Source organism: Fulvivirga ulvae (assembly GCF_021389975.1).
GTDB lineage: Bacteria > Bacteroidota > Bacteroidia > Cytophagales > Cyclobacteriaceae > Fulvivirga > Fulvivirga ulvae.
The window spans coordinates 4,063,240-4,088,170 of the sequence record NZ_CP089981.1 but is presented as its reverse complement, the minus strand read 5'-3'; the positions used below and the strand labels follow the sequence as shown (position 1 = coordinate 4,088,170).

General features: G+C 41.8%; 19 protein-coding genes and 1 tRNA gene. 7 read left to right on the top strand and 13 right to left on the bottom strand.

Annotated elements, in window-relative coordinates; genetic code table 11:
* The first annotated feature begins 58 nt into the window (after positions 1 to 58).
* Positions 59 to 3,115: an ATP-binding cassette domain-containing protein gene (locus tag LVD17_RS17510; RefSeq protein WP_233760309.1), complete on the top strand. Its 3,057-nt coding sequence runs from the start codon at positions 59 to 61 to the stop codon at positions 3,113 to 3,115.
* 85 nt (positions 3,116 to 3,200) lie between these two features.
* On the opposite strand, the gene LVD17_RS17505 is transcribed toward LVD17_RS17510, so the two are convergent.
* The 3 genes from LVD17_RS17505 to LVD17_RS17495 form a co-directional block, all read right to left on the bottom strand.
* Positions 3,201 to 6,488 (bottom strand): DUF7948 domain-containing protein, encoded by a 3,288-nt coding sequence (locus LVD17_RS17505; RefSeq protein ID WP_233760308.1) that lies wholly within the window; start codon positions 6,486 to 6,488, stop codon positions 3,201 to 3,203.
* A 71-nt stretch (positions 6,489 to 6,559) separates the two neighbouring features.
* Positions 6,560 to 9,121, bottom strand: a complete 2,562-nt coding sequence (locus tag LVD17_RS17500; RefSeq protein WP_233760307.1) for an ABC transporter permease — start codon at positions 9,119 to 9,121, stop codon at positions 6,560 to 6,562.
* Positions 9,121 to 9,813, bottom strand: coding sequence for an ABC transporter ATP-binding protein (locus LVD17_RS17495; RefSeq protein ID WP_233760306.1), 693 nt, complete (start codon positions 9,811 to 9,813; stop codon positions 9,121 to 9,123). Before LVD17_RS17495 ends, LVD17_RS17500 begins: the two co-directional genes overlap by 1 nt.
* 231 nt (positions 9,814 to 10,044) lie before the next feature.
* On the opposite strand from LVD17_RS17495, the gene LVD17_RS17490 reads away from it, so the two are divergent.
* Complete coding sequence (locus LVD17_RS17490; RefSeq protein WP_233760305.1) at positions 10,045 to 10,659, top strand: arylesterase; 615 nt, start codon at positions 10,045 to 10,047, stop codon at positions 10,657 to 10,659.
* Between the two features lie 72 nt (positions 10,660 to 10,731).
* Here LVD17_RS17490 and LVD17_RS17485 read toward each other — a convergent pair whose 3' ends face one another.
* Complete coding sequence (locus tag LVD17_RS17485) at positions 10,732 to 11,568, bottom strand: alpha/beta hydrolase fold domain-containing protein (protein ID WP_233760304.1); 837 nt, start codon at positions 11,566 to 11,568, stop codon at positions 10,732 to 10,734.
* A gap of 180 nt (positions 11,569 to 11,748) precedes the next feature.
* On the opposite strand from LVD17_RS17485, the gene LVD17_RS17480 reads away from it, so the two are divergent.
* Entirely contained in the window at positions 11,749 to 12,072 is a 324-nt protein-coding gene (locus LVD17_RS17480) for a winged helix-turn-helix transcriptional regulator (RefSeq protein ID WP_233760303.1), read from the top strand.
* Between the two features lie 295 nt (positions 12,073 to 12,367).
* On the opposite strand, the gene LVD17_RS17475 is transcribed toward LVD17_RS17480, so the two are convergent.
* The 7 genes from LVD17_RS17475 to LVD17_RS17445 form a co-directional block, all read right to left on the bottom strand.
* Positions 12,368 to 12,438: transfer RNA gene (locus tag LVD17_RS17475), tRNA-Cys, on the bottom strand.
* Positions 12,439 to 12,592: 154 nt separating this feature from the next.
* A complete protein-coding gene (locus LVD17_RS17470; RefSeq protein WP_233760302.1) occupies positions 12,593 to 12,844 on the bottom strand; it encodes a hypothetical protein in 252 nt (83 codons plus the stop codon).
* A gap of 177 nt (positions 12,845 to 13,021) precedes the next feature.
* Entirely contained in the window at positions 13,022 to 13,786 is a 765-nt protein-coding gene (locus LVD17_RS17465; RefSeq protein ID WP_233760301.1) for a sensor histidine kinase, read from the bottom strand.
* Positions 13,787 to 14,171: 385 nt separating this feature from the next.
* Positions 14,172 to 16,190, bottom strand: a complete 2,019-nt coding sequence (gene rpsA / locus LVD17_RS17460; protein ID WP_233760300.1) for a 30S ribosomal protein S1 — start codon at positions 16,188 to 16,190, stop codon at positions 14,172 to 14,174.
* A gap of 136 nt (positions 16,191 to 16,326) precedes the next feature.
* Positions 16,327 to 16,713, bottom strand: coding sequence for a DoxX family membrane protein (locus tag LVD17_RS17455; RefSeq protein ID WP_233760299.1), 387 nt, complete (start codon positions 16,711 to 16,713; stop codon positions 16,327 to 16,329).
* 29 nt (positions 16,714 to 16,742) lie between these two features.
* Entirely contained in the window at positions 16,743 to 18,107 is a 1,365-nt protein-coding gene (locus LVD17_RS17450) for a TolC family protein (RefSeq protein ID WP_233760298.1), read from the bottom strand.
* A gap of 16 nt (positions 18,108 to 18,123) precedes the next feature.
* Complete coding sequence (locus tag LVD17_RS17445) at positions 18,124 to 18,816, bottom strand: ABC transporter ATP-binding protein (protein WP_233760297.1); 693 nt, start codon at positions 18,814 to 18,816, stop codon at positions 18,124 to 18,126.
* A gap of 212 nt (positions 18,817 to 19,028) precedes the next feature.
* Here LVD17_RS17445 and LVD17_RS17440 point away from each other — a divergent pair, with 212 nt between their 5' ends.
* The 3 genes from LVD17_RS17440 (at position 19,029) to LVD17_RS17430 (ending at position 22,084) form a co-directional block, all read left to right on the top strand.
* Positions 19,029 to 19,853 (top strand): serine O-acetyltransferase, encoded by an 825-nt coding sequence (locus tag LVD17_RS17440; protein WP_233760296.1) that lies wholly within the window; start codon positions 19,029 to 19,031, stop codon positions 19,851 to 19,853.
* Positions 19,854 to 19,865: 12 nt separating this feature from the next.
* Positions 19,866 to 20,744 carry a cysteine synthase CysM gene (gene cysM, locus LVD17_RS17435; protein WP_233760295.1) on the top strand — a complete coding sequence of 293 codons (879 nt, stop codon included), beginning with the start codon at positions 19,866 to 19,868 and terminating at the stop codon, positions 20,742 to 20,744.
* Positions 20,745 to 20,845: 101 nt separating this feature from the next.
* Entirely contained in the window at positions 20,846 to 22,084 is a 1,239-nt protein-coding gene (locus tag LVD17_RS17430) for a serine hydrolase domain-containing protein (protein WP_233760294.1), read from the top strand.
* An 11-nt stretch (positions 22,085 to 22,095) separates the two neighbouring features.
* On the opposite strand, the gene ispE is transcribed toward LVD17_RS17430, so the two are convergent.
* Both ispE and LVD17_RS17420 read right to left on the bottom strand, forming a co-directional pair.
* The gene (gene ispE, locus LVD17_RS17425) at positions 22,096 to 22,899 is read right to left on the bottom strand and encodes a 4-(cytidine 5'-diphospho)-2-C-methyl-D-erythritol kinase (RefSeq protein WP_233760293.1); all 804 of its coding nucleotides are present in this window, start codon (positions 22,897 to 22,899) and stop codon (positions 22,096 to 22,098) included.
* A 129-nt stretch (positions 22,900 to 23,028) separates the two neighbouring features.
* Positions 23,029 to 23,841, bottom strand: a complete 813-nt coding sequence (locus LVD17_RS17420) for an enoyl-ACP reductase FabI (RefSeq protein WP_233760292.1) — start codon at positions 23,839 to 23,841, stop codon at positions 23,029 to 23,031.
* Positions 23,842 to 24,067: 226 nt separating this feature from the next.
* On the opposite strand from LVD17_RS17420, the gene murI reads away from it, so the two are divergent.
* Entirely contained in the window at positions 24,068 to 24,883 is an 816-nt protein-coding gene (murI, locus tag LVD17_RS17415; RefSeq protein WP_233760291.1) for a glutamate racemase, read from the top strand.
* Positions 24,884 to 24,931: the final 48 nt, after the last annotated feature.

Here is a 24,931-nt window from a genome sequence, read left to right as displayed (position 1 = left end):
TATTCCTTCAAAACGCTAAATTAGTGAATTGTCTATTACTACAGCTTAACCATCTCTCATGAGTGAACCGTTACTAAAAGCCATTATTCAGCTTTTTGCCATAGTTGCAAAAGAGGATGAAGTTACCGATCAGGAAAGAGATCAAATCGAAGCATTTTTAGTCGATCACCTCAATAAAAATGCCGTTCCTCAATTTCTCAGGGAGTTTGACGAATATAGCGATTCAATTATTATTGATGACACCATTGATCTGGAAGAAGAGCAGCGCCGGATAGAAGGTATATGCATGCGAATCAATGAGGAGCTCACTCAAAAGCAAAAGGTGGTTATTATTCTGGAGCTTATGGGTATCATACTCGCGGATGGACACATCTCTCAGCGAGAGGAAGAGTTGCTGAGATCAATAGGCTCAGCATTTAATGTCTCCGGAGAGGAAACAGACCTCATTAAGAAGTTTGTAGTAGGTAAATCTCATGACGATTTTAATGCTGCAAGTATCCTGATCATAGATGCAAAAAAACACGATAACCCAACCTTTAAACACCTGGAAAGGGAAGGATTAAATGGGTTTATAGCTATACTGCACCTTCAGAAGGCCGACACCTATTTCATAAAATACCAGGGTTCAACAGACCTTTATTTAAACGGCGTCCCTCTCAAATCGGGCAAAAAATGGGTACTGGCTATTGGCTCCACTATCAGGGCTGAAAAAACATCTCCCATCTACTATGGTGACATCATCAGCAGGTTTATCAAAAATGAGAATGAAAGGCCTATTACCTTTGAGGCCCGTGATATCTCCTACCGGTTCAAAAATGGTAAACTTGGTCTTAGAAACATTAATATCGCTGAGGAGTCCGGAAAGCTGATCGGCCTTATGGGAGCCAGCGGTGCCGGAAAATCAACTTTGCTCCATGTACTCAATGGGAGCGACAAACCGACCGAAGGACAGGTACTCATTAATAACATTGACATTCACAGGCAGGAAAGCCTGATAAAAGGTGTTATTGGTTTCGTGCCGCAGGATGACCTGCTGATAGAAGAGCTGACGGTTTATGAAAACCTGTATTATGCTGCCAGACTGTGCTTTGACCAGCTTAAGGATGAAGAAATCAAAGAGCTCGTTATCAAAACGCTCAACAACCTCGGCCTGTACGAAACCAAAGATCTGAAAGTAGGTTCACCATTGGAAAAAACAATCAGCGGGGGCCAGAGAAAGCGTCTGAACATTGGCCTGGAGTTGCTGAGAGAGCCTTCCATCCTTTTTGTAGATGAGCCCACCTCAGGCTTATCGTCCAGAGACTCTGAGAATATTATGGACCTTCTCAAAGAGCTCTCATTGAAGGGTAAGTTAATATTTGTTGTTATTCATCAGCCATCATCCGACATCTTTAAGATGTTCGACAAGCTGGTAATCCTTGATACCGGCGGCTATCAGATCTACTATGGCAATCCGATTGAAGCCGTTGTATATTTCAAAGAAATCATCAACCTGATCAACAGCGACCAGGGTGAATGCCATGAATGCGGCAATGTAAACCCCGAACAAATATTCAACATTATTGAGACCAAGGTAATCAACGAATACGGTAATTTCACTAATGAAAGAAAGGTATCTCCGGAGCAATGGAACCAATTTTTTCTGGAAAAAACTTCCATACCCAAGATCGGAAAGGTAACTTCTGCCCCTGAGTCAACGCTCAATATTCCTGACCGCCTAAAGCAGTTGAAGCTTTTCACTACACGAGACCTGCTCTCAAAGTTAAGTAATAAACAATACCTGATCATTAACCTGCTGGAAGCTCCGCTTTTGGCCCTAATTTTGGCTTATATAGTCAGGTATTATAACACATACCACTCCGAAGACCCTGCATATTTTTTCAGCAAAAACCCTAACATACCGGCCTATTTATTTATGAGCGTAATAGTGGCGCTGTTTATGGGGCTTACTGTAAGTGCAGAAGAGATTATTCGCGACCAGAAGATATTAAAGCGGGAGGCTTTTCTACACTTGAGCAGAGGCAGTTATATTTCATCAAAAATTGCTATCTTATTTACACTGTCTGCCATTCAGACCTTCACTTTCGTAGTTGTGGGGAACTCGATCCTCCAGATCGACAATATGTTCATCATACACTGGGCTATTTTATTTTCCACTTCCTGCCTGGCCAATATCATGGGGCTGAACATTTCATCAGCGTTCAACTCTGCTGTAACGATCTATATCATGATCCCTATTTTGCTTATACCACAACTGGTCTTAAGTGGCGTGGTTGTCCGGTTTGATAAACTTAACCCGGACCTGAGCAGCACCGGCGAAGTACCGCTTGTGGGTGACCTTATGGCTTCGCGCTGGGCATTTGAAGCAGCTATGGTTTCGCAGTTTAAAGACAATGAATATGAGGAAATGTTTTATCCTTACGAAAAGGTAATGGCAGAGTCTGACTACAAAAAGATCTACTATATCCCTACGCTGGAAACCAAGCTTGAGTATAGTCTGAATAACTTCAGGAAAGACTCGCCGGAAGTGAGTGAGAATATTACCGAAAACCTGCAGATTTTAAGATCTGAAATAGAAAAGGAACTCCGGTTGGTGGGTAATGATAAGTTTGAAAACATTGAGCTGCTGACACCTGAAAAGTTTGATTCAACGGCCTATCGCAAGTCTTATGAGTTTCTGGAAAAGCTACGGTCATTCTATGTAGCCCGGTATAATAAAGCTGACCAGGCCAAAGATAAACTGATAGTGGGCATGACTGAGACACAGGAAGAGCGAGAAGCGTTTGAAAGGCTAAAAGACCGATATCGCAATGAAACTATCGCCGAGATCGTGAAAAACCAAAACGAACCGCATAGAATACTGGAGGCTCACGGCGAGCTGGTACAAAAGATATTTCCCATCTATAAAGACCCCGAACCTAAACATCTGTTGGATTACAGGTCTCAATTTTATGTACCGAAAAAACACATTATGGGAAGTACTTTTGATACTTTATATTTCAACATAGGCGTAATATGGCTGATGTCAGTGGTGCTTATCGTCACGCTTTATTACAACATCCCCAGAAGAGTTATCAACGGCATAGAGAGCCTGGCAAGAAAATCCAAACTATGAAAATTCATAAAGACATCATTGCGGTTATCATATTCCTTTGCACACTGGTTATTCTGTGGTTGATTTTCTAAGTGAAAGGTATGCACTATTTTAAGAGGTGTACCCACCCCTTACAAACGGTCTCCTCAGCTACCTCGGCCTCATAGTAGTACACACCGGAAGTGTGTTCTTCACCTTCCCAAGTATTGCTGTAGTTATCATCTTCATATAAAAGTTTGCCCCAACGGTTGAAAATCTTCAGATGTACACGGGTATCCGATTCTATTACAAAAGTATCATTATGGTCCTTCACTCCTGGTGTCAGCACATTGGGTATTCTGAGGGTCCGCATAGAGATACTCGCACTTTTTTCATACACGCAGAACTCCCTTGTTCCCATCAGGGTTACATTGTAATTCCCGTCGTTTTCGTATTCATAGATAAACTCACTTTCTTCCGAGGTATTACCGTCTCCCAATACCCAGCGAAAAGAGTCTCCTTCACCACTTTTATTGATAAACCTAACCGGTGGCCTTGAAAAGCAATCGTGTAGCTTTTCATACTCAAAGTCAATCACAACCTGCGGTATTACTTCGACAAAAACCGTGTCTCCTCCGTCGCATCCGTTGGTATCTGTCATCGTTACATAATAGGTTGTGTTTTCTCCTGGTGATACCACCGGTGTTCTTTCAGTGGAGAAAAAAGTACTGTCAGCACTAATCCACTGGTAAGAGGCTCCACCAGTTGCCATTAATGTAAGCTCATCGCCATAGCACAGCTGAGCGTCGTCACTGGTGGTGAACATGGGCTGGGATACTGTTACACTAGTTGTTGCAATATCTTCACCTATGCATGTATCATCGTCTATTGCTCTGAGTACAATATTGTAGCTACCCGGGGCTTTATAGTTATGAATTATGTAAGCTGTGTCAGTCCTGGTGGTACCGGTGCCATCACCAAATGTCCACTCGTATGTTTTACCCCCTATGCTAAGATTTTGAAATACTATGTCGTCCGGCATACAAACATGTTGCAGGCCAGGTTGATCGAGTGTTACCGAATTGGTTTGTATTCTGGCCCTCAGCGATGCCAGGTCAAATTTAAAGGCAGCATTATTACAACCACCATTTGCCCCATTTACCTGCGACCACGCGCCGTCGGTAGTAGGAAATGATGAACCTCCGAAACAACTTGCACACACGGAGTGGTACACTATGCCTCTTTTATCGAAACGACTTGTACCTCCATCCACATGGATCGCGGCTGCAGAACCTCCGAAAAAAGTGGCGTACAACAACGAGGTAGCATCAGCATCCAGCACCATCAGGTAAAAGTCCTGGCCATCGGTATTTCTTCTTATAGCATCTGACGTGGTCGGTAAACCTAATGTGGAAAGGTTCATATACCCCGTTCCTGAAAAATTGCCCGAATTGTTACCCCACCCCGCTACATAAAGATTATTACAATCGTTAACCAGAAAAGCAGTAGGCGAAATGTTGGGTTCACCACGCCCGGTGGAGCCAAATGTAGTGGAAAAAATAGTTTGGCTAAGGTCATTACTCAGCTTATGAATGAACTGCCCGGCCCCGGGATTATTATAAACTCCCGGCGACACAGGATAATCACCCCTGGTTTGACCAAGGATATAAACGTCCTCATCTACATCCAGATCCAGGAAATACGCCTGGTCATAATCATTAGTACCCAGAAAAGCGGTTGTCACTACAGAATCTCCCGTGTGCGCAATAAGCCCTACCCAGCCATCCACTGCTCCGTTATAAGTACCGTCAAGCCCGTCAGCTGCAGCAGGGAAATCACTGCTTTCCGTCCCTCCGGCGGCATATACGTTGTGGTTTTTATCTACTTTAATGGCAAATCCTGCATCATCTGAACTACCTCCAAGGTATCCTCCCCATAATAAGGATGTCAGGTCTCCACTAAATTTGGCTATCACTGCATCTGTAACACCACCTCCGAAGTTGCGTTCAAACGAGGGTATTCCGGTATCTAAAAAAAGATCAACAGATGCTGTACTTCCGGTAATATAAATATCGTCGTTATCATCAATGAATACTTCCCCTCTCTGCTGGTCTCCATAGTTTCGGGTAAGTTCGCCGCCGGTGGCGTTCAGGCCGTCATTGCCCGACCCTCCAAAGTATGTACTCCCGGTCAATGAGCTTCCATCTTTGCTCAATTTAGCAATAAACATATCAGAACCATTGGTAAACGCCATGCCTAAAATAGTATTAATGATCGTTCCGCCTCCAAAAGCCTGCTGATATGCGTCAGAAGAAACAGGGAAATCTGTAGAATTGGTAATACCGAAAATAATGAGTTCCTCATCTTTATTCATGATCAGACTTAACGGAACTTCGGAATTGCTGCCTCCCAGGTATGTCGCATATTCCAGTTGTGTACCTCCTGAATCATACTTTAAAATGGCGATATCCCATACGCCGGCCCATGAAGTCTGGTAAGCTCCGGCAGTAGCCGGAAATTCACCCAGATATGCTCCATTCCTGAAATGGTTAGTAATGCCTCCTGAATAAAGCTTTCCTCGTTCCCCGAAAGTAGCCGTATTGCCCCAGTTATCGGCAGGCGATCCTGAATAGGTAGAAAATATGAGGATAGGATCAATTACCAGATCATAGCAGGGGTTGTAACCTGAAGGGAAGTTGTAGCTCAGCACATTACCGTCGAGCACGTATTCACATGCTACCTGCTGCTGTCTGCCGTTTATTATTTGATAGGCAAACGGCTTATATTCCTGTACTTCATTAACTGATGTCTGCAAGTGAAGACTACCGTCCTGAAGATAGATATTATCCAAACCTGTATACTCGATTTTAATATCATCAGTATCCCCTCCTTCTCTGACCAGGATGTCGTATTTCATGTTGAAGCCGGAGGAGTAGGTGACCAGGTCTACCTGATCATAAAGCTGCTCTAAGAATACTTTGCCAAATCCGCGGGCATTGCTCACCCATGCCTCAGGATTATCGCCATAGAAGTAATTATATGAAGTTGCCACGGGATTTTCCGACCTTACTCCCGAAACTTGAGCCTCTAAGAATTGTGCATTGAATATATGTATTCCCAGTGTATTTTCATCACTGCTTTGCTCGTACATCGCTCCGGCAGGCAAATACCCTTCCTGCTTTTCGTACCCTTCGTGCCTTCTATGCAGGGCTTCGGTATCATAAAACACATAGGTAAATCCTGACTTGCTGATATAAACGTTTCCCCCCGGAATATCCGCACCAAAAAGGGCACCATCAGCCCACTGGCCCTTATTCTCTATAAATTTCAAAGCAGGGTCTCCCGAACCACTGGCTTCGGTAAAACATAATGCAGCTATAATACACACTAAAAGGAGTCGGAATAGTTTCATCATCAAAAAAAGTCTAAGTAATAGCAACATCATTTGTAAAAGATGTCACCACACTGATTTTAAAGATAATAATTCTATCCCTCTTTTCTGAGTACTTCCAGTGGAGAACGGTTAATTACATCTCTGGTATTAAACCATCCCACCAGTATAGTCAGCGTCATAATACCAAGCCAGATCAGCAAAAGGTTGGCAATGTCGGGCAGGAAAACTACTTCGAAGAAGTAAATAGACAATGCCCAGCCACTGAGTACGGATAAGCTGATACCTGTAAAACCTGCAAAAAAGCCCAGATATCCGTATTCCAGTATGGTCATGCCCCATATCTGCTTCCTCACTGCCCCGATGGTCCTCAACAGTACATTTTCCTTTAGTCTCAGGTATTTGCTGTTGATGACAGCGCCGGCCAGCACTACAAGTCCCGTCATGATACTGAATAGTGCCATAAACTGTATAATAAACGATACCTTATCAAAGAACTCATCGATTGTGGCAAGTACCAGCCTGAGATCGATCAGAGATACATTAGGAAAAAGTGATACAAGCTCTCTTTGGTAGCTATTAGCTTCCACTTTTTCATCAATTCTGGTGGTAAGTACAAATATCTGCGGAGCCTCTTCAAGTACACCTGTCGGAAATACAAAAATAAAGTTAGGAGGATCTTTAGGCCACTCAACGTCTCTTATGCCTGAAATATAAGTGGTGACTGGTATTCCCTGGATATCAAAAACAATGGAATCTCCTACATCTACCTGAAGGTTTTCCTGCATACCTGAAGATATTGTTACATAAATGGAATCATTGGAGATGTGTTGTACAACGCCCTTTTCCATGGTTTCGGAAGCCGTTAAGGTATCCCTGTAGGTAACTCTATACTCTCTGGTTATCGCCCAGTTAGGAATAGCATCAGTAGTATCATTTTGTATCTCAGTGATAGTTTTGCCTGCCACACGGCTGAGCCTGCACGTAATAATGGGTACAACCTGCTGTACGGGCAGATCATTATCGCGGGTGAGTTGTATCACACCTTCCTTTTGCTGTGGCTGAATGTCAAACAATATAGTGTTAGACTGGTTTTCTTTGCCTACAAACTCTACCTGGTTGAGCAGGCTGTTTTGAACAATATTAAGTGTAGCGATCAGGAAAGCGCCCAGCCCTATTACCACAACCAATACTAAAGTCTGATTATTGGGCCTGAACAGGTTCGCCAAACTCTGTCGCCATATAAAACTCCAGTTTTGCGGGAAAAACCTCTTTACCACTTTCATCAAAAGGTTCGCTACCAGTGCCAGGCAACCGAATGCCAGCAAAAGCCCTCCAAAAAAAGCCCCTCCAATAATAAAGCTTCCACTTTGATAGGTAGCAAAAGCTAAAGGGAAAAGTATGATCAGCACAACTACGAGTATTCTTACTTTGGAAAAAGTCCTCAGGGGTTCATAGTTAGTCCTCAATACGGAAAGTGGTGGCACGAAGCGTACGGCAACCAAAGGTAAAACGGAAAATAGCAGTGAAATCATTAATCCGAGCAGTACGCCTTCCAGGATGGCACTCCAGGCAATATGCAGGTCAAGATCAAGAGGAATAAATTCTTTAAGTAAAGCAGGTAGGGCAAATTGGATCCCCAGCCCCAACAACACACCAAGCACACTCCCGATAACACCCAATATTACTGTTTGAATAAAGAAAATGTTAAATGCCTGCCAGCCTGATGTGCCTATACACCTCAAAACAGCTACCATTTCACGCTTTTCTCTTACATAGATATGTACGGAGCTGGCAACACCAATACACCCCAGAATAAGAGCGACAAATGCCAGCAGGTTAAAAAAGCGATAGAGGTTTTCGAACCCCTCTCCCAGATTGTTTTTCCGGTCTTCTACAGTTTCGGAGGAGTGTCCATATCTTTTTACGAGTGGTTTTACCTGGCTTACAGCAGATTCTACCTGCTCGTCGTTGCTCAATTTAAAATATTGCTTATAGTTTACACGGCTTCCGAACTGCACGAGACCCGTACTATCCAGATAATCCATGGATATATAAACTGATGGTGTAAAAGTAGCCTGAATACCGCCGCCGCCGGGTATCTTACTTACTTCACCGGCAACTTTAAATACCATATTACCAAGGCGTATTGAATCTTCGGAGCTCACATCATAATGGCTCGCCAGGTTTTCATCAACCATAGCGTAGGGCCCTGTCTTCATCATCTCGTAAGCATCTTCCGGAGAAGTCACCAGTTCGCCATAAAATGGAAAATCACCTTCCAGCGCCACGATCCTGATCAGCCTGGTTCCCGGAGTGCTGGTCATGAACATAGCCATAGAAGCAGTAGTGGCTTCGGTAGCCTGCTCTCCGGGTATGGAGTCAAATATAGCCTGTAGATCTTCTTCAAATTTATTATTGGCATTGACTACAAGGTCAGCTCCAAGCAAATCTTTGGCCTGTTCATCTATACTTCGTTGCAGATTGATATTAAAAGAGTTGATAGAAACCAGTGCGGCTATACCAATGATGATCGATGATATAAAGAGAAATAGCCTGGAAAAGTTTTTTCGGGCATCTCGATATGCCATCTTCCATACCCATTTATCTTTAAACAGGTTTCTAGTCTCTTTTTTGATCTTGATTATGTACTCCATTAAATTGCCTTCATCGATTTTTGGTCAGAGATCAGTTTGCCCCCTCTAAGCTGTAAAATACGCTCGGTATGGGCAGCCAGGTCAAGGTTGTGCGTAACCAGCACAAGAGTAGTCCCTTCCGATTGGTTAATATCAAAAAGCAATTCGGTCACTTTATGTGCGGTCTCTTCATCCAAATTGCCGGTAGGCTCATCGGCAAAAAGTATTTTTGGTGAGCTTATGAAGGCCCGGGCCATGGCTACACGCTGCTGCTCCCCTCCTGATAGTTGTGAAGGGTAATGGTCTACCCTGTCTGCAAGTCCCACTCTGTCGAGCAAGTCAAGAGCTTTCTTGCGGTAGAGCTTTTCTCCTCTTAGCTCCAATGGTACCGTTACATTTTCCAGCGCTGTAAGGGTGGGCAGCAATTGAAAATTTTGAAAAATAAACCCTACATGCCTGTTTCTTACATAAGCACGATCATCCTCACTCAGCGCATTAAGTTTGATCCCTACTAATGACACCGCTCCTGCCGTGGACACATCCAATCCCGCGCATAAACCAAGCAGAGTCGTTTTCCCGCTTCCTGAAGGACCTACAATAGAAATACTCGCTCCTTCGGGAACGCTAAATGAAACATCATCAAGTACGGTAAGGGATTTATCTCCAGTAGTAAAGGATTTTTTAAGATTTTCTACAACTAAAATATCGGACATAGTGTATTTTGTAACAAGCTGTTAAGTAAAGCGTAAATTCAGGTAATAAGTTTTTCCTTTTTTATAAGTGGTCATTTTTTTGGTGTAAAATTTGAGCTACAATTTCGGAAAGTACCTTAATTTACATTTATTGATAATAACCAGGTTTTAAAATAGTTATTACATGGTTATAACTGGCAAACGGTCAGAAGAAAAACAAGTTTGTGATTGAAGCAAAAATTTACATACAATATGAAATATAGTATATCCCTTCTCATCATCGTGCTTTCCATCGTTAGCTTTGGTTTTATTCAGCAAAACAAAACCATCATATTTTTCGGAGACAGCATCACTGCAGGATACGGGCTATCAAAAGAACAGGCCTTCCCTGCATTGATAGAAAGTAAACTACAGGCTGCAAAGCGCAACTATAAAGTAATAAATGCGGGACTAAGTGGAGAAACCTCTGCCGGAGGGCTAAATCGTATCGATTGGATACTCAGGCAACCTGTAGATGTATTTGTGCTTGAATTGGGTGCAAATGACGGGTTAAGGGGACTGCCTTTGGATCAAACAAGAAAAAACCTCCAGGGGATAATCGACAAAGTAAAAGAGAAAAACCCCGAGGCAGAAATAATAATTGCCGGTATGATGGTGCCTCCGAACCTGGGGAAAACATATACCGATGAATTTAAATCCATTTTCCCTGAGCTGGCAGAAAAAAACAATGCAACACTGATCCCTTTTCTACTGGAAGGTGTTGCAGGTCACAGTAATCTTAATCTTGCAGATGGTATACACCCAAACGTAGAAGGGCATCAGATAGTAGCACAAAATGTTTACGAAGTTTTGGCTGAAATGCTTTAGTATTTTTTTAGTGGTATAGGAAAGGTTGTTGGAAAAATCTTCCAACAACCCTGTATTCACGGTAAAAAGACATTATTTACCAAGCCCTTCTAAAAAGCCCTTAATTTCTTTCATTGCGCGCTGAGAGGCTTCCGAGTTAATATCCGTCAAGGGCCATACATGGCTTTGACCGGAAAAAACAGAAAGCCCTGATTCCGGTTGAATCTCCTTCACCTTTCCATGGAGCAAGTTACTGTCATCAAATAATACCTCACTTTCACTCACCAGTATCAGGTTTTTGGGAAAAGTTTTGAAGGGCTGATCTATTGGGTTTATCTCCTTCAGATCATTTTCCCCTGCGTAGATATGTGCATAGGGCTCCAGATTGGTTTTACTTATTATAGGATCACTTTCTGCATTCGTAAGATAGCTGGTGTTGTCACATTTCAGATCAAGCCATGGCGAAAGAAGTACTACACCTTCGGGTTGAGCAATGTCCAGTTTTTGAAGGTCGCCCAACAATGACAATACTATGCCTCCTCCTGCACTATCGCCCATCAAAATAACTTCCTGATCTCCACCGATAACTTCCCTGTACACTGTCAATCCATCGTTTACACCAAATGGATAAGGCTTTTCAGGGGCTAGCCCATATTCTACATATAAAATGGTGGTTTGCAGGTGAGTGGCGAAGTGAGTAAGCATTGCTCTATGCGAATCTATACTTCCCAATGCATAACAGCCGCCGTGGAAATAGAGCAATAGCTTACCTGTTACGGCATGATTTGGTGTAAAAAGATAAGTTTCCACACCCTTTATCTGTTTTTGCCTTATGACTACTGTACTATCCATTTCATAGATCTTTCCCAGGCCATCAAACATTTCTCTTTGCTGCTTCAGCGATGCAATTGTAGTGTGTATTGTTTCCATATCGTTTTTCTTGTTTTTTGTGTTTCCATCAGCCTGGCATGACACCAATAAACTGATGACAATCCATTTTGCCTTCACTTGTGTTGTAAAGGAACACCCAATACTATACTTTTACAAGTAGTATGATTTTTCTATACTAGTATTAAAAAATATAGCTTTTTGAATATCAAGATATTACAAATGAAAAAAGTTGAAATAAAATGCCCGATAGATTATTCTATTGCTTTATTAGGCGGCAAATGGACTTTACCTATTATCTATGTTCTGACCAAAGACAGTCCAAAAAGATTTAAAGTGCTGGAACGTGAGGTTAATGGTATAACCCCAACCATGTTGACCAGCAGACTGAGAGCTCTCGAAGAGGAAAAGCTGGTGTACAGAAAAATCTATCCTACGATACCACCTACGGTTGAATACGGATTGACAGAAAATGCGGAAAAACTAAAACCTGTCATCAATGAGTTAGAAAAATTTGGGCTTTTTCACCAGGGTTTAATGAAATAATGAGGTGTGCAGGCAGAATTTCCGGATCAGTCGGAATTTCTGGGCAGACACGAACTTTTTGCTTCTGTATTTGACAGAAAGTTGTTAAAAGCAATCGGCAAAAGCTGTTGATAAATCGGGATAAAATAAATAGGTGCGGTTTACTGATTCCAGTGGTGAGCTTTATATTACGAGCGTCGTTTCCGGTCTGTTTACTCCACAGGTTTACGCCTGAGCCGGACGGATCTCTTATTCTGATCTGCACAAAAAAGCCTTGATAAACTCTCCGTTCATCAAGGCTAAATTCACTTTCCTGAGGCGCTGAGCGGATTCGAACCGCTGTAGAAGGTTTTGCAGACCTCTGCCTAGCCACTCGGCCACAGCGCCATTAAGTAACCTGAAAACCTCTCTTTATTTTCAGGTGTGCAAAACTATGAATATTCGTAAATTGATCAAAGGTATTTCAATAATTAGTGAATATTTTTATTGAACCAGGGAAATGGAAGAGCTAAAAACATCAAAAATTACTCCGACTTATCGGTCATTTTACTTTCAGGCAGGATGACAAACGGTTGTTTAAATAGTGCTTTAACATTTCATTCTTGGAATAGGCTACAATTTCTATCTCTTCAAGCTCCGGCCGCGCTTTTACGATCACTTTTGCTTCTCCTGCAAAAGTATTTTCATTGTTTAATTGATCTATGAATAGTATAACCCGGAGAATCTGTTCGTTGGCATCGCTCATCCGGTGGTCATTTGCGTAGTGGTGATTATATACCCTTAAATGAATCATAAGCTTTCTTCCTCCGGGATAAAGGAAAGAAAAAAATTACATTTTCAGGTGCTTAACATCTCAAATTAGCTACTAAGCGTCATTTTTATCGATAACTGGTTTGTGATGGTTTCAGGAACTTCAAAACAAGACCTGTAGAAGTGCCAGAGCATCACGCATAAATTTGAAATATTGCGTTTACCTAAGCACTACCGGTACACTTGAAACATTATCGACTAATGCATTGGGGAGATCCACTATAAATGATGTTCCAATATTTACCGAACTTTTCACATCAATGGAGCCATTCATTTTTTCAACCGCTTTTTTAACAAGGAACAGCCCCAGTCCGTGACTTTCTGCTCCTGACATAATGGATTTAAAATTAGCATCAAAAATACGCGATAATTTACTGCGTTCTATTCCAATTCCATCGTCAGTAACTTTAATCCTTATGCCATTGTTGCGGTTAGAAATTTCAAGGGTCACGGTACAACTATCCTTTGCTTTGCATCTATACTTAATGGCATTTTCCAACAGATTTTGCATAATGGATTCTAAAATAGGCCTGGGACCGTAGAAAGCTTCGTCCAGTTCTATGTTAACTGAGAACCGGGTATCTTCATATCCGTCAGTGTGACTTAAGGAATCCATTACCTCATCTAACAGCAACTGAAAGTCAATTTCTTCTGCATCATTTCCTTTCTGGAACATATTTAATGTGCTTGATATTTTCTCCTCCAGCTTGTCTACACACCTGTTAATCATATAGAAATACTCTTTTGCCTGTTCATCTTCTATTTGATTATGCGCTAATTTGACAATTCCTTTTAATGAATTAACCGGACTTTTCAGATCATGCACCAGCTGATTGAACTGTACATCATTTGTTGTATCATTCTTCATCTGGCCTATAGCCAATGGCAGTTCAGCTCTTTTTATATTCGGTATATTTGTAATCATGTTTTCATTTATCTCTCTGTTTCGCCGATAGAGGAGCTTAAAACATGCCAGAAATATATAAGTCGGTTTCCTGCAAACTGAGGGTAAATAACATGAACAAGCAGGTGGAAATTAAGCCACAGTCGTGGAATTGTTCTACATCATAATGTCAACACCGTTTCACTATCACTAACTGTGTAAAATAATGTATAATAATCACTTACCTCAGTCTTATGACTGACATTTGATTAGTATTATCGTATCATTAAAGAGTCAGCATGGGTGGTTGCTGATTCGTGTTAAGCTCCGAGATGCAATTAACTGCCTGATCATATTAAATCTCAAGCAATAAAAAAGGCTGTCTCCAGTGAGACAGCCTCTTTACTACTTCTATAACGAAAGGGCCTTATTTGCCTTCTTCCTCATCTTTAGCAGCTGAGTTTTCACTTTCAGGTGACTCCTCTTCTACTTTTTTAGACTCAGATTTTTTAGCAGGTTTCTCCTCTTCAGCAGAAACGTTTCCTTCCATCTTATCTTTCAATGCACTTAATGCCTCCAGATCACCTAATGTTGACTTTTCAGTCTCACTATTGATCTTGTTTACTGTGCTTGAAGGTTTGCTCTTCTTCTTTGCACCTGTACCGGTGCTTGCAGCTTTAGGCTTCTCCTCAGTTTTAGAGTAAACTGATCTGTGAGAAAGAATGATTCTCTTGTCGTCTTTGGAGAATTCCTGAACTTTGAAATCCAGGGTTTCACCATTCTCAGCCTTTTCACCACTTTCTTTTATAAGATTTTTGGTTGAGCAGAATCCTTCGATACCGTAAGGAAGCTCCAAAGTAGCACCTTTATCGTTTTGACTGATAACTGTACACTTGTGGACCGAACCAGGAGTAAATACTGTTTCGAAAGTATCCCAAGGGTTTTCTTCAAGATGCTTGTGGCTAAGCGCCAGTCTTCTGTTGTCTACGTCAAGCTCAAGTACTACTACTTCAAGCTCATCACCTACTTTCACAAACTCAGAAGGATGCTTGATCTTCTTAGTCCATGACAGGTCAGAAACGTGTACAAGACCGTCGATACCTTCTTCAAGCTCGATGAACAAGCCGAAGTTAGTAAGGTTTCTTACCACTCCTTTATGTTTCGTGCCTACAGCATATTTTGTAAGAACATCTTGCTTAGTCCAAGGATCCTCAGTCAGTTGTTTGATACCCAACGACATTTTTCTGTCATCTCTGTCAAGTGTCAATACCACTGCCTCAAGCTCGTCTCCGATGTTGATGAAATCCTGAGGATTTCTCAGGTGCTGAGACCATGACATTTCAGATACGTGGATAAGACCTTCAACACCAGGTTGAATTTCAAGGAATGCGCCATAGTCAGCAACATTAACGATCTTACCTTTTACTTTAGATCCGATGTCAAGATCAGAAGGAAGTGAATCCCAAGGATGAGCAGTAAGCTGCTTCATACCCAAAGATATTCTCTTCTTGTCTTCGTCGAAATCAAGAACAACAACCTTAACTGTTTCATCAAGGCTAAGCACCTCTTCAGGGTGGTTGATTCTACCCCATGAAATGTCAGTAATGTGAAGAAGACCATCAACACCACCAAGATCAATGAACACACCGAAGTTAGTCATGTTCTTAATAGTACCTTCAAGTACCTGGCCTTTTTCAAGGTTGTTTAGTATTTCAGCTTTTTGTTCTTCAAGATCTTTCTCGATCAGTACTTTGTGTGAAACTACTACGTTATCGTTAGTATAGTTGATTTTCACAACTTTCACTTCCATAGCTTTGTCAACAAAGATATCGAAGTCTCTGATAGGCTTCACATCGATTTGTGAACCTGGCAAGAAAGCTTCAACTCCATATATGTCAACGATCAGACCACCTTTGGTTCTTCTCTTCACAAAACCTTCGATAACTGTGTCGTTTTCGTAAGCTTTAGTGATCTTATCCCAGGCCTGAACAATTTTAGCCTTTCTTCTTGAAAGCACTAACTGTCCGTTGGCATTCTCCTGCTCTTCGATAAAAACCTCAACCTTGTCACCAACTTTAAGACCAGGTATATCCCTAAACTCAGTTGCTGACACAAGTCCGTCTGATTTAAAGCCGATGTTAAGGATCACATCCCTGTCGTTGATACCTACAACGGTACCTTCAACAACTTCTTTCTCCTCAATGGTTGTCAATGTATTTTCATACATCGAAGCCATTTCTTCCTTCTTCTTCTTGCTGTAACCTTCACCAAAACCTTTGGTTTCAAAAGCTTCCCAATCAAAGTCTTCAGGTGCTACGTTTTCTTTTTTCTCAGCAGGCTTCTTTGCTTCTTTCTTTTCTTCTTGTGTAGAAGTTTCAGTAGCTTTTTCTTCTGTTGTTGCAGATTCTACGTTTTCTTCCTCTGCAGATGTTTTTTCTTTTGCCATTATTTCTGCCCTTATTTACATGTTGCCCCAGAGCAATCAGACAACAAATTTGTTTTTAAAATCATATCCGCAAAATGCCAAATATGCCCATTCACCTGAACGGGAGCGCAAAGTTAAGAAAAGTTTGGATTTTAAGCTAACTGATATTCCGTTTATTGACGAATGGAATATCTCTCCGGTGTAAAACAAGGGTAATAACCGAGCAAACACCGACTGTAATGGCAAGGCCAAACAGATAACCGCCATCCTGCATGACTTCGATACCGAGTATAGTAAGATGAAAAAGTACAGCTCCGGCCATTATCCCAAGCGCCATAAAAGCACCGATCCATGCAGTACGGGGGATTAATAACAATACAGATGCAATAAATTCGCCCACTCCGGAACCTATTCGCCCCCAGGGCTCCATACCTATTTTGGTAAAAATATAGATACTTTCCTCAGCACCGGAAAACTTAAAAAAAAGAGTTTGCAGCAAAATAATTGCTGCAATAATGCGAACTATCCAGGATAAAGCTTTCATCTGAAATGTTACCTATGTAAAGGAAATCTTTATTTGATGTCTTCAAAAGACAAGGTTCCTGTAGCATAATCTAGTAAAAGTTCCTGAAACATCAAAGTATACCTCGCGCTGGCATAATCAGCCTGGGCTTGTACATAATCCTGATTTGCCTGGGTGTACTCTACGAGATTAGAAATACCTAACTCATACTGCTCAGCACCCAAAGTAAATGAAAGCTCGGCAGCCTCAAGCTGTGTTTGTGTTACTTTATAAGCAGTGACTGCATCGTTAAAATTCTGGTAAGCCAGCAGTACTTCTGATTTTACCGTATTCTCCATATTTTCAGTATCAAGTTGCGCATTTTCATAGGTAACTCTTGACTGAACTACATTGGAGCGGGTTGAGAAACCTCTGAAAATGGGTATGGTAAAAGCTACTCCGTAGGTCTTTTGAACATTATCACTAGTAAATTGCTGATCAAAAGTTCTGTTTTCTGCCCCATGAATGTAATTATAGGCTGACCCGTAGTTAAAGAAGGCACTAATGCTCGGATAGTAAGTCCCTCTAAGGGCCATATAACTAAATTTAAAAGCTGCTTCCGTATGTTTCGCTCCTTCAAAATCAGACCTGTTGTTTAAGGCTACGGTATAAAGTTCCTCCAAAGATGAGCTGATGTCGACCATTGTAGCGTCCCAGCTCGGGTCTTCAATAACAAAATTTACGCCGGGGTCCATCTGGAGTGCTTGTGCCAAAATAGCCTTGTCATTTCTAAGTGTATTTTCAGCCCTCAGAAGACTTAGCTCAGCATTCTTCACCTGATACATTTGGTTGGAAGCATCTACCCCTGCCCTGCTACCGGCTTCAACCTGCGTATTGATCTGATCCAATTGTTTTTGCTGCGTTTTAACGTTTTGTTCAGCAATCGTCACCAATTCCTTATCCAAAAGGCACTGCAGATATCTGGCCGTCACCAACTGAATAATATCCTGTTTAGTCCGCTCCACAGTTTCTATTTGTGCATCAAACTGTTCTCTTGAAGCTTTATAATCATTTAGTTGATTAAACCCCCGAAATAAAGGCATTGAGGTCCTCAGCGTTACGTTTGTAAAATCCAGCACGCCATTTACTACCCTGCCTTCCTGTTGGTTAAATGAGTTTCCATCATTCCGTCCAACGTTCCCATCTATGATTACTGATGGCCCCATCTGTAAGAGGCCGGAAGTTCTGGCAATACCTGAAGCCCGAAGGTTATTTTGCTGTTGCTTAAGGCTAACATTGTTATCTAAAGCTATTTTGACAGCCTCCTTAAAGGTGAGCGGGGTGTCTATAGTAGATGTATCTGCTTCCTGCGCCTGACCTGTAAAGCAAAAAGCAGATACTAAAATTGTCGTTATTGAAGCTACTCTATTTATCATGGTTATGTTTTGTTACTCAGTTAGAAGCTATTTTTTCTACTTGTCTGTCTGAAACGACAGCACCATCAACAAGCCTCACAATCCTTTTCCCATAGTTAGCACATTTTTCGGAGTGGGTCACCTGGATGATTGTCATGCCCTCATCATTCAGTTTTTTAAAGATCTGCATGATCTCATCTCCTTGTTCAGAATGCAGGTTGCCAGTGGGCTCATCTGCCAGCAATAATTTGGGCTGCCCGATAATGGCACGTGCCACTCCCACCAGCTGCTGCTGTCCGCCGGATAATTGTTCAGGGAAAAGATCTTTTTTAGCTACCATCTGAAAACGATCGAGCATCTCGGCAACCATACTCTTTCTTTGGGCACTCTTTACTCCTTTATAAAGCAAAGGTGTTTCGATGTTTTCATATACTGTAAGCTCATCGATGAGGTGATAAGCCTGAAAGATAAATCCTATATAATGCTTGTGCATGTCAGACTTCTTGCGTTCCTTCATTTTGTGCACAGGCTCGTCGAAAAAGTAGTACTCTCCCTGTGAAGGTTCATCGAGCATACCAATAATATTCATAATAGAAGACTTACCTGCTCCGCTTGGCCCCATGATAGTGAGAAACTCTCCCTGCTCCACCTCCAGATCAACACCCTTTAAAATAAAAGTCCTTTGAAACCGCGAGTCTACATACTTGTCTATTCCCTTTAATTTGATCATAAAATTTTATGTCTTCGGTTAATATTAATTCCCTTTGCCAATAAATATGCCAACAAAAAAAGTAGGCTTATAGCGTGAAATAGTGTACTTTCACTACAAGAAGCAAATTAAATGCGTCCGATTATGGAATAGAGTGTTTGATATCGGACAGTTCCTTTTAAGCGTAATTTATATGTAAATCGAGTAAGTATTCTATAACTATCTAACACAGAATGGATCACACTTTCATCAAGCACATTTACAGTACGCACCAGGAGTGCACTCAATGTCCTTCATCAAAGGCAATAGAAAGATTTTTCGTGGATCTGCTAGGGGTATTCTTTCCAAATTTTGCCAGCTCTCCTGTAGAGTCACTGTCTGAATTGGAAAACCGGGTAAATATCCTGAAAAGGGAAATGGAGAATATTTTATATAAAAACCTGTTGGATGAAGGCAAAAGTCCGCAAGAAACCATAGAGCACTTCTTTGAGGCCTTACCTGACATATACTACAAGCTTCAGAAAGATGTAGAGGCCACTTATGAGGGCGATCCTGCTGCTCACAGTAAGGAGGAGATAATCAGGGCATATCCTGGATTTTATGCTATTGCTGCTTACAGAATAGCACACGAGCTGGCCACGCTGGGCGTAAAAACTGTCCCCCGGCTTATTACAGAGCATGCACACAGCAAAACAGGTATTGACATTCATCCTCATGCTCAGATAGGCGAACACTTTTTTATAGATCATGGCACCGGAATAGTTATCGGGGAAACAACAATCATCGGTGACCATGTGAAAATTTACCAGGGTGTAACACTTGGAGCCTTAAGTGTAGATAAGGCAGACGCAAAAACCAAAAGGCACCCTACTATTGAAGATAATGTCATTATATACTCAGGAGCTACAATTTTGGGAGGAAATACAGTAATAGGAAGAGGTTCGGTTGTAGGTGGAAATGTCTGGCTAACGAGAAGTGTACCTGCCGGCTCCAAAATCTACTACAAAGTCCAGATGCAAAACAGCAAGGACCACGCAAATACAATCTTATCCAAATAATTAGAAACATTTATGACTATTTTTGACTTGATCGGCAATACGCCGCTGGTAAAAATCAGTAGAATCCCCGTACCTGATGGGGTCACAATTTATGGAAAACTCGAAGGCCAGAACCCGGGAGGCAGTGTAAAAGACAGAGCCGCCTATGGCATGATCAGTAATGCTCTCAAACGGGGAGATATTTCTAAAGGAGACAGGCTGGTTGAGGCCACAAGCGGCAATACAGGGATAGCACTGGCCATGATAGCCAACTCTATGGGCCTGCACATGACCCTGATCATGCCAGACAACTCCACACAGGAACGGGTTCAGGCCATGAGAGCATATGGTGCTGAGGTTATTCTTACTCCTTCTGAAAAAACCATTGAATATTCACGCGAACTGGCTGAAAAAATGGCGGACGAGGAAGGGTACTTTATTCTTAACCAATTTGCCAATGAAGATAATTATGGTATGCATTACGCTACTACCGGCCCTGAAATATGGCGCGATACCGATGGAAAGATAACCCATTTCGTGTCAGCCATGGGCACTACCGGCACTATCATGGGGGTATCCCGATACCTGAAAGAGCAAAGCGCTGATATTCAGATCGTAGGTACGCAACCGACAGACGGATCAAGTATTCCGGGTATCAGGAGGTGGTCTCCTGAATTTTTACCCAAGATATTTGAACCCAGCCGGGTAGATCGTGTTATCGACGTCAGTGAAGCCCAGGCCAGGGAAATGACCAGGCGACTCGCCAACGAAGAGAGTATACTGGCAGGGATGAGTAGCGGAGGAGCTTTGAGTGCAGCTTTACAGTTGGCTCAGGAAATTAAAAATGGTATCATCGTTTTTATTGTCTGCGACCGCGGCGACAGGTATCTTAGCTCTGATCTGTTTACCTGATTTTATCAGAAGCTTCAAAAATACCTGCCGGTCAATAATTATTATTTTCCATGGCCGTTTCTATGGAAAATAATAATTTTGAAGTTTAAACAGGTAATTCTTTGAAGAAGAGATATATATTTCTACTGTTAATATTTTGCGGCATAGGTTTTCTGCTGTTTTTCTCTCTCTCGGGCAATACACCGTTTTTTAAAAAGCCCGTTGGAAAGCCGGATCTTGCCAGAACGGTGCCCTATGCCATCAGCAAAACAGACAAGCAGTTTCTGGAAGAGTTTAACAATTACCTTAGCGAACAATTTACAAAAACAAATACTCCCGGCGCATCTGTAGCCATAGTAAAGGAAGGTGCCATTATTTACCAAAAAGCTTTTGGTTTCAAAACTGCTGACGGGTCTGACTCAATAAACACAAAAACCCTGTTTCGGATAGCGTCCGTATCAAAAGGTTTCTCATCCATACTGGCAACACTTCTTGTTCAGGACACACTTATTGATCTGGATGATCCCATCGCCAATTATCTGAAGTATCCTTTATCTGGTAGTGCCAATAATATAACCATCAGGCATATTCTGTCGCACACTGCAGGTTTCCCTTACCAGGCTTATTCCACTTTGGTAGAAGATGAGCTTCCCCGCGACACCATGATCAGTAAGCTATTAAAAATACCTCTTTCGCGACTCCCCGGAGAAATACACAGCTATCAAAATGTCGCCTATAGTATTATAGAAGTTGTTATGGAATCGGCGTCCGGCAAACCCTTTTCCACCCTTATGCATGAGCGTATATTTGACCCGCTGGAAATGACTCACTCCACCCTGTCATACGATTCTATGATCAGCAGCGATAATATTGCACTGCCACATGGCTACCGGCACGGGCAGTTTGTACCCACTATTGTCAGGCCGAGTTATTATAACGTAGCTTCTGCCGGAGGCTTAAACACCAATATAGAAGATCTTGCCAAATGGCTTACAGCAGTTTTAGGCAACAATACCCGTGTGATACCACCATCCGTTTTGGATACGGTTTTTACCCCCGTAATACCGATCAGAGTTAAAAACCCCTATTTCAGCCAGTTTGAACAACCCCGAAACGGATACTACGGCCTGGGTTGGCGAGTAATGGAATATCCTAACGATACACTGCTTTATCATGGTGGCTATGCCAACGGGTACAAAAGCGGCATTGCACTGGATCGAAACAAGAACATAGGTATTTGTGTACTTACCAATGCTCCTTCTAAGTTTTCCAACCTTGTTATGATCAATTTCTTTAAAATGTATAAGCAATATTTCAGTGAGCCTGTCGCCAATGAAGAGCATCTGTCTTCCGTCAGGTAAAATCAATCAACTCATGATAGAACACCGGACCAGACTGCTTCAACAGGCAAGTCGGCAGGCTCAGAATCGAAGATACCATAGACACTGGAACCTGAGCCACTCATACTGGCATATATCGCCCCTGATGAGTAAAGTGTGTTTTTGACAGCTTCAATTTCGGGGTATAAAGGGAAAACCGAGGTTTCAAAATCATTTTTGAGGTAATGTTTCCACTCGGTAACGGGCATTTTTTCTAATATTTCCCTGATACCTTTCTCAGGCATCCCTGGTCTTACATTGCCGTAAGCTTCTGCTGTACTTACATGTACTTCGGGACAAACAAGTACTAAGTATTTGCCCTTCAGATCCAGTGATATAGATGAAAATTCCGTACCGGTACCCTCTGCGAGCACAATTTTATTTTTGATAAAAAAAGGACAATCACTTCCCAGCTTTCCTGCATGCCCCTCCATGTCCTTTTCGGATAAACCTATTTCAAACAGTTCATTCAGAGCTTTAATAGCAAAAGCGGCATCTGCCGACCCTCCTCCCAAACCAGCTCCCATCGGGATGATCTTATGCAGGTGTATACGCACCGGTGGTAGTTTGTACTGATCCCTAAGCAGTTCATATGCTTTAATGATAAGGTTATTTTCAGTACTTCCGGGGATGGTTAATCCTGAAGTATTAAACTGAAACTCTTCTGCCGGTAGTATCTCTAAAATCTCTTCAAAAGGAAGCGGGTAAAAAACTGATGAAATATTATGGTAGCCATCGTCTCTTCTTGAGAGTATATTTAAGCCCAGGTTGATCTTAGTGTTGGGAAAAACTACCATAAACTAATGAAGGTAATAATGAGATGAATTTCTAATGGAATCTAACCTAAAGGGAGTTTAACGGAAAAATCTCACCACGATAAACTAAGAAAGCTCCCTGGTGAGATTTTTATACCTTTTAGTAATGCCTTACTTACTAAGTTCGGCTACAATATCTTCGGTAATACCTGAGTTGGAGAATCCGCCATCATGCATCAGGTTCTGCATAGTAACCATCCTGGTGTAGTCAGAAAACATCATCACAATATAGTTAGCACAGTCTTCCGAGCTGGCATTGCCCAGTGGGGACATTTTATGTGCATAATCAAAAAATACGTCAAAACCAGTAACACCACTACCCGCAGTTGTCATTGTAGGTGACTGCGAAATAGTATTGACCCGTACATTCTTCAGCTTGGCAAACCTGTACCCGTAGCTTCTGGCTATGGACTCCAGTACTGCTTTGGCCTGTGCCATATCTGAGTAATCGGGAAAAGTTCGCTGAGCAGCAATGTAAGTCAGGGCCAGAATAGAACCCCAATCATTCATAGCATCAGTTTTCTCTGCAGTTTGCAATACTTTATGGAAAGAAATACCAGAGATATCAAGTGTCTTCAAAAACCAGTCGTAATTAAGGTCTCCATATTCTTTACCTTTTCTTACGTTCGGGCTCATACCTATTGAATGAAGCACAAAGTCCAGCTTACCACCGAGCACTTCCATAGATTTTTCAAAAAGATTTGTCAGATCCTCAATGGAAGTAGCATCCGCCGGAATAACCTCGGCATTACATTCTTCAGCCAATTTATTTATAGCTCCCATTCTCAATGCGACCGGAGCATTTGTAAGTACAAATTCAGCACCTTCTTCCTGTGCCTTGATAGCAGTTTTCCATGCTATTGAGTTTTCGTCCAAGGCACCGAATATTATGCCTTTCTTTCCTTTAAGTATGTTATTACTCATAGTACGTTAGTTTTTTTCTTCTTTGGATGTGCAATAATACAAAATTATTTACCTAAATGGAGAGTGCCGGTAAACCAAAGCAAGGGCAGACTTACATCACTACCCAATTTTAATACGATAACCGCGAGTTATGCACAAACCTCATCGACTTTTTTCTTAAAAAATGCCGGATAGCCACTCCCGACAGATATTATTTTTAATACTTTTGAGGCTTTAAATTTTTAATATGGATTTTAACATTGGGAGCCCTGTTGGGATATTTGATAGCGGAATTGGTGGTCTGACGGTGGCTCATGCCATCAGGCGTGTACTTCCTTATGAGTCTATGATCTACTTTGGCGATACAGCACATTTGCCCTATGGCGATAAGTCAGAAGCTGCGGTGCAGGCCTACTCCGTCAAGATTGCCGATGTGTTATTAAAAAAAGGTTGCAAAGTGATAGTAATTGCCTGCAATTCAGCAAGTTCGGCCGCCTATGAGCTATTAAAGGAATACACCGGAAAGAGAGCCAAGGTCATTAATGTGATTGACCCCATGGTTTCTTATGTCAAAGAGCATTTTAATGGACACAAGATTGGCTTAATTGGCACCAAGCGTACCGTACAATCCAATGTTTATGCTAAAAAAATCAAGCAGCTGAAGCAGAACATTGAACTGGTATCCATAGCCACACCGTTGCTGGTACCTATGATCGAGGAAGGCTTTTTCAACAATAAGATCAGCCATGAGATCATTGAAAAATATTTAAACATCAATCAGTTCAGAGATATAGAGGCTCTGATCCTCGGGTGTACGCACTATCCTTTAATCAAAAAACAGATCAATGACTTTTTCAATGGCCAGGTAAAAATTCTGGATTCTTCTGAGATCACTGCCAAATACCTAAAAAACTACCTGACCGAGAGCAAGTTACTGGCTCCTGAAGGACAGGAGTTAAAAGATGAGTTCCTGGTTTCCGATTTCACTCAGTCATTTGAGGCCTCGACCAAAATATTCTTCAGGGAACTGGTGCATTTGGAAAAGTATCCACTATGGGATTAATACGAATTGATGTTTTATATCTGAAATATTAATATATTGACGAAGGAT

What these genes read in the sequence shown, in the direction of transcription:
- LVD17_RS17510 (WP_233760309.1), top strand. Translation starts at nt 59, where the DNA reads ATGAGTGAACCGTTACTAAAAGCCATTATTCAGCTTTTTGCCATAGTT.
- LVD17_RS17505 (WP_233760308.1), bottom strand. Translation starts at nt 6,488, where the DNA reads ATGATGAAACTATTCCGACTCCTTTTAGTGTGTATTATAGCTGCATTA.
- LVD17_RS17500 (WP_233760307.1), bottom strand. Translation starts at nt 9,121, where the DNA reads ATGGAGTACATAATCAAGATCAAAAAAGAGACTAGAAACCTGTTTAAA.
- LVD17_RS17495 (WP_233760306.1), bottom strand. Translation starts at nt 9,813, where the DNA reads ATGTCCGATATTTTAGTTGTAGAAAATCTTAAAAAATCCTTTACTACT.
- LVD17_RS17490 (WP_233760305.1), top strand. Translation starts at nt 10,045, where the DNA reads ATGAAATATAGTATATCCCTTCTCATCATCGTGCTTTCCATCGTTAGC.
- LVD17_RS17485 (WP_233760304.1), bottom strand. Translation starts at nt 11,568, where the DNA reads ATGGAAACAATACACACTACAATTGCATCGCTGAAGCAGCAAAGAGAA.
- LVD17_RS17480 (WP_233760303.1), top strand. Translation starts at nt 11,749, where the DNA reads ATGAAAAAAGTTGAAATAAAATGCCCGATAGATTATTCTATTGCTTTA.
- LVD17_RS17470 (WP_233760302.1), bottom strand. Translation starts at nt 12,844, where the DNA reads ATGATTCATTTAAGGGTATATAATCACCACTACGCAAATGACCACCGG.
- LVD17_RS17465 (WP_233760301.1), bottom strand. Translation starts at nt 13,786, where the DNA reads ATGATTACAAATATACCGAATATAAAAAGAGCTGAACTGCCATTGGCT.
- rpsA (WP_233760300.1), bottom strand. Translation starts at nt 16,190, where the DNA reads ATGGCAAAAGAAAAAACATCTGCAGAGGAAGAAAACGTAGAATCTGCA.
- LVD17_RS17455 (WP_233760299.1), bottom strand. Translation starts at nt 16,713, where the DNA reads ATGAAAGCTTTATCCTGGATAGTTCGCATTATTGCAGCAATTATTTTG.
- LVD17_RS17450 (WP_233760298.1), bottom strand. Translation starts at nt 18,107, where the DNA reads ATGATAAATAGAGTAGCTTCAATAACGACAATTTTAGTATCTGCTTTT.
- LVD17_RS17445 (WP_233760297.1), bottom strand. Translation starts at nt 18,816, where the DNA reads ATGATCAAATTAAAGGGAATAGACAAGTATGTAGACTCGCGGTTTCAA.
- LVD17_RS17440 (WP_233760296.1), top strand. Translation starts at nt 19,029, where the DNA reads ATGGATCACACTTTCATCAAGCACATTTACAGTACGCACCAGGAGTGC.
- cysM (WP_233760295.1), top strand. Translation starts at nt 19,866, where the DNA reads ATGACTATTTTTGACTTGATCGGCAATACGCCGCTGGTAAAAATCAGT.
- ispE (WP_233760293.1), bottom strand. Translation starts at nt 22,899, where the DNA reads ATGGTAGTTTTTCCCAACACTAAGATCAACCTGGGCTTAAATATACTC.
- LVD17_RS17420 (WP_233760292.1), bottom strand. Translation starts at nt 23,841, where the DNA reads ATGAGTAATAACATACTTAAAGGAAAGAAAGGCATAATATTCGGTGCC.
- murI (WP_233760291.1), top strand. Translation starts at nt 24,068, where the DNA reads ATGGATTTTAACATTGGGAGCCCTGTTGGGATATTTGATAGCGGAATT.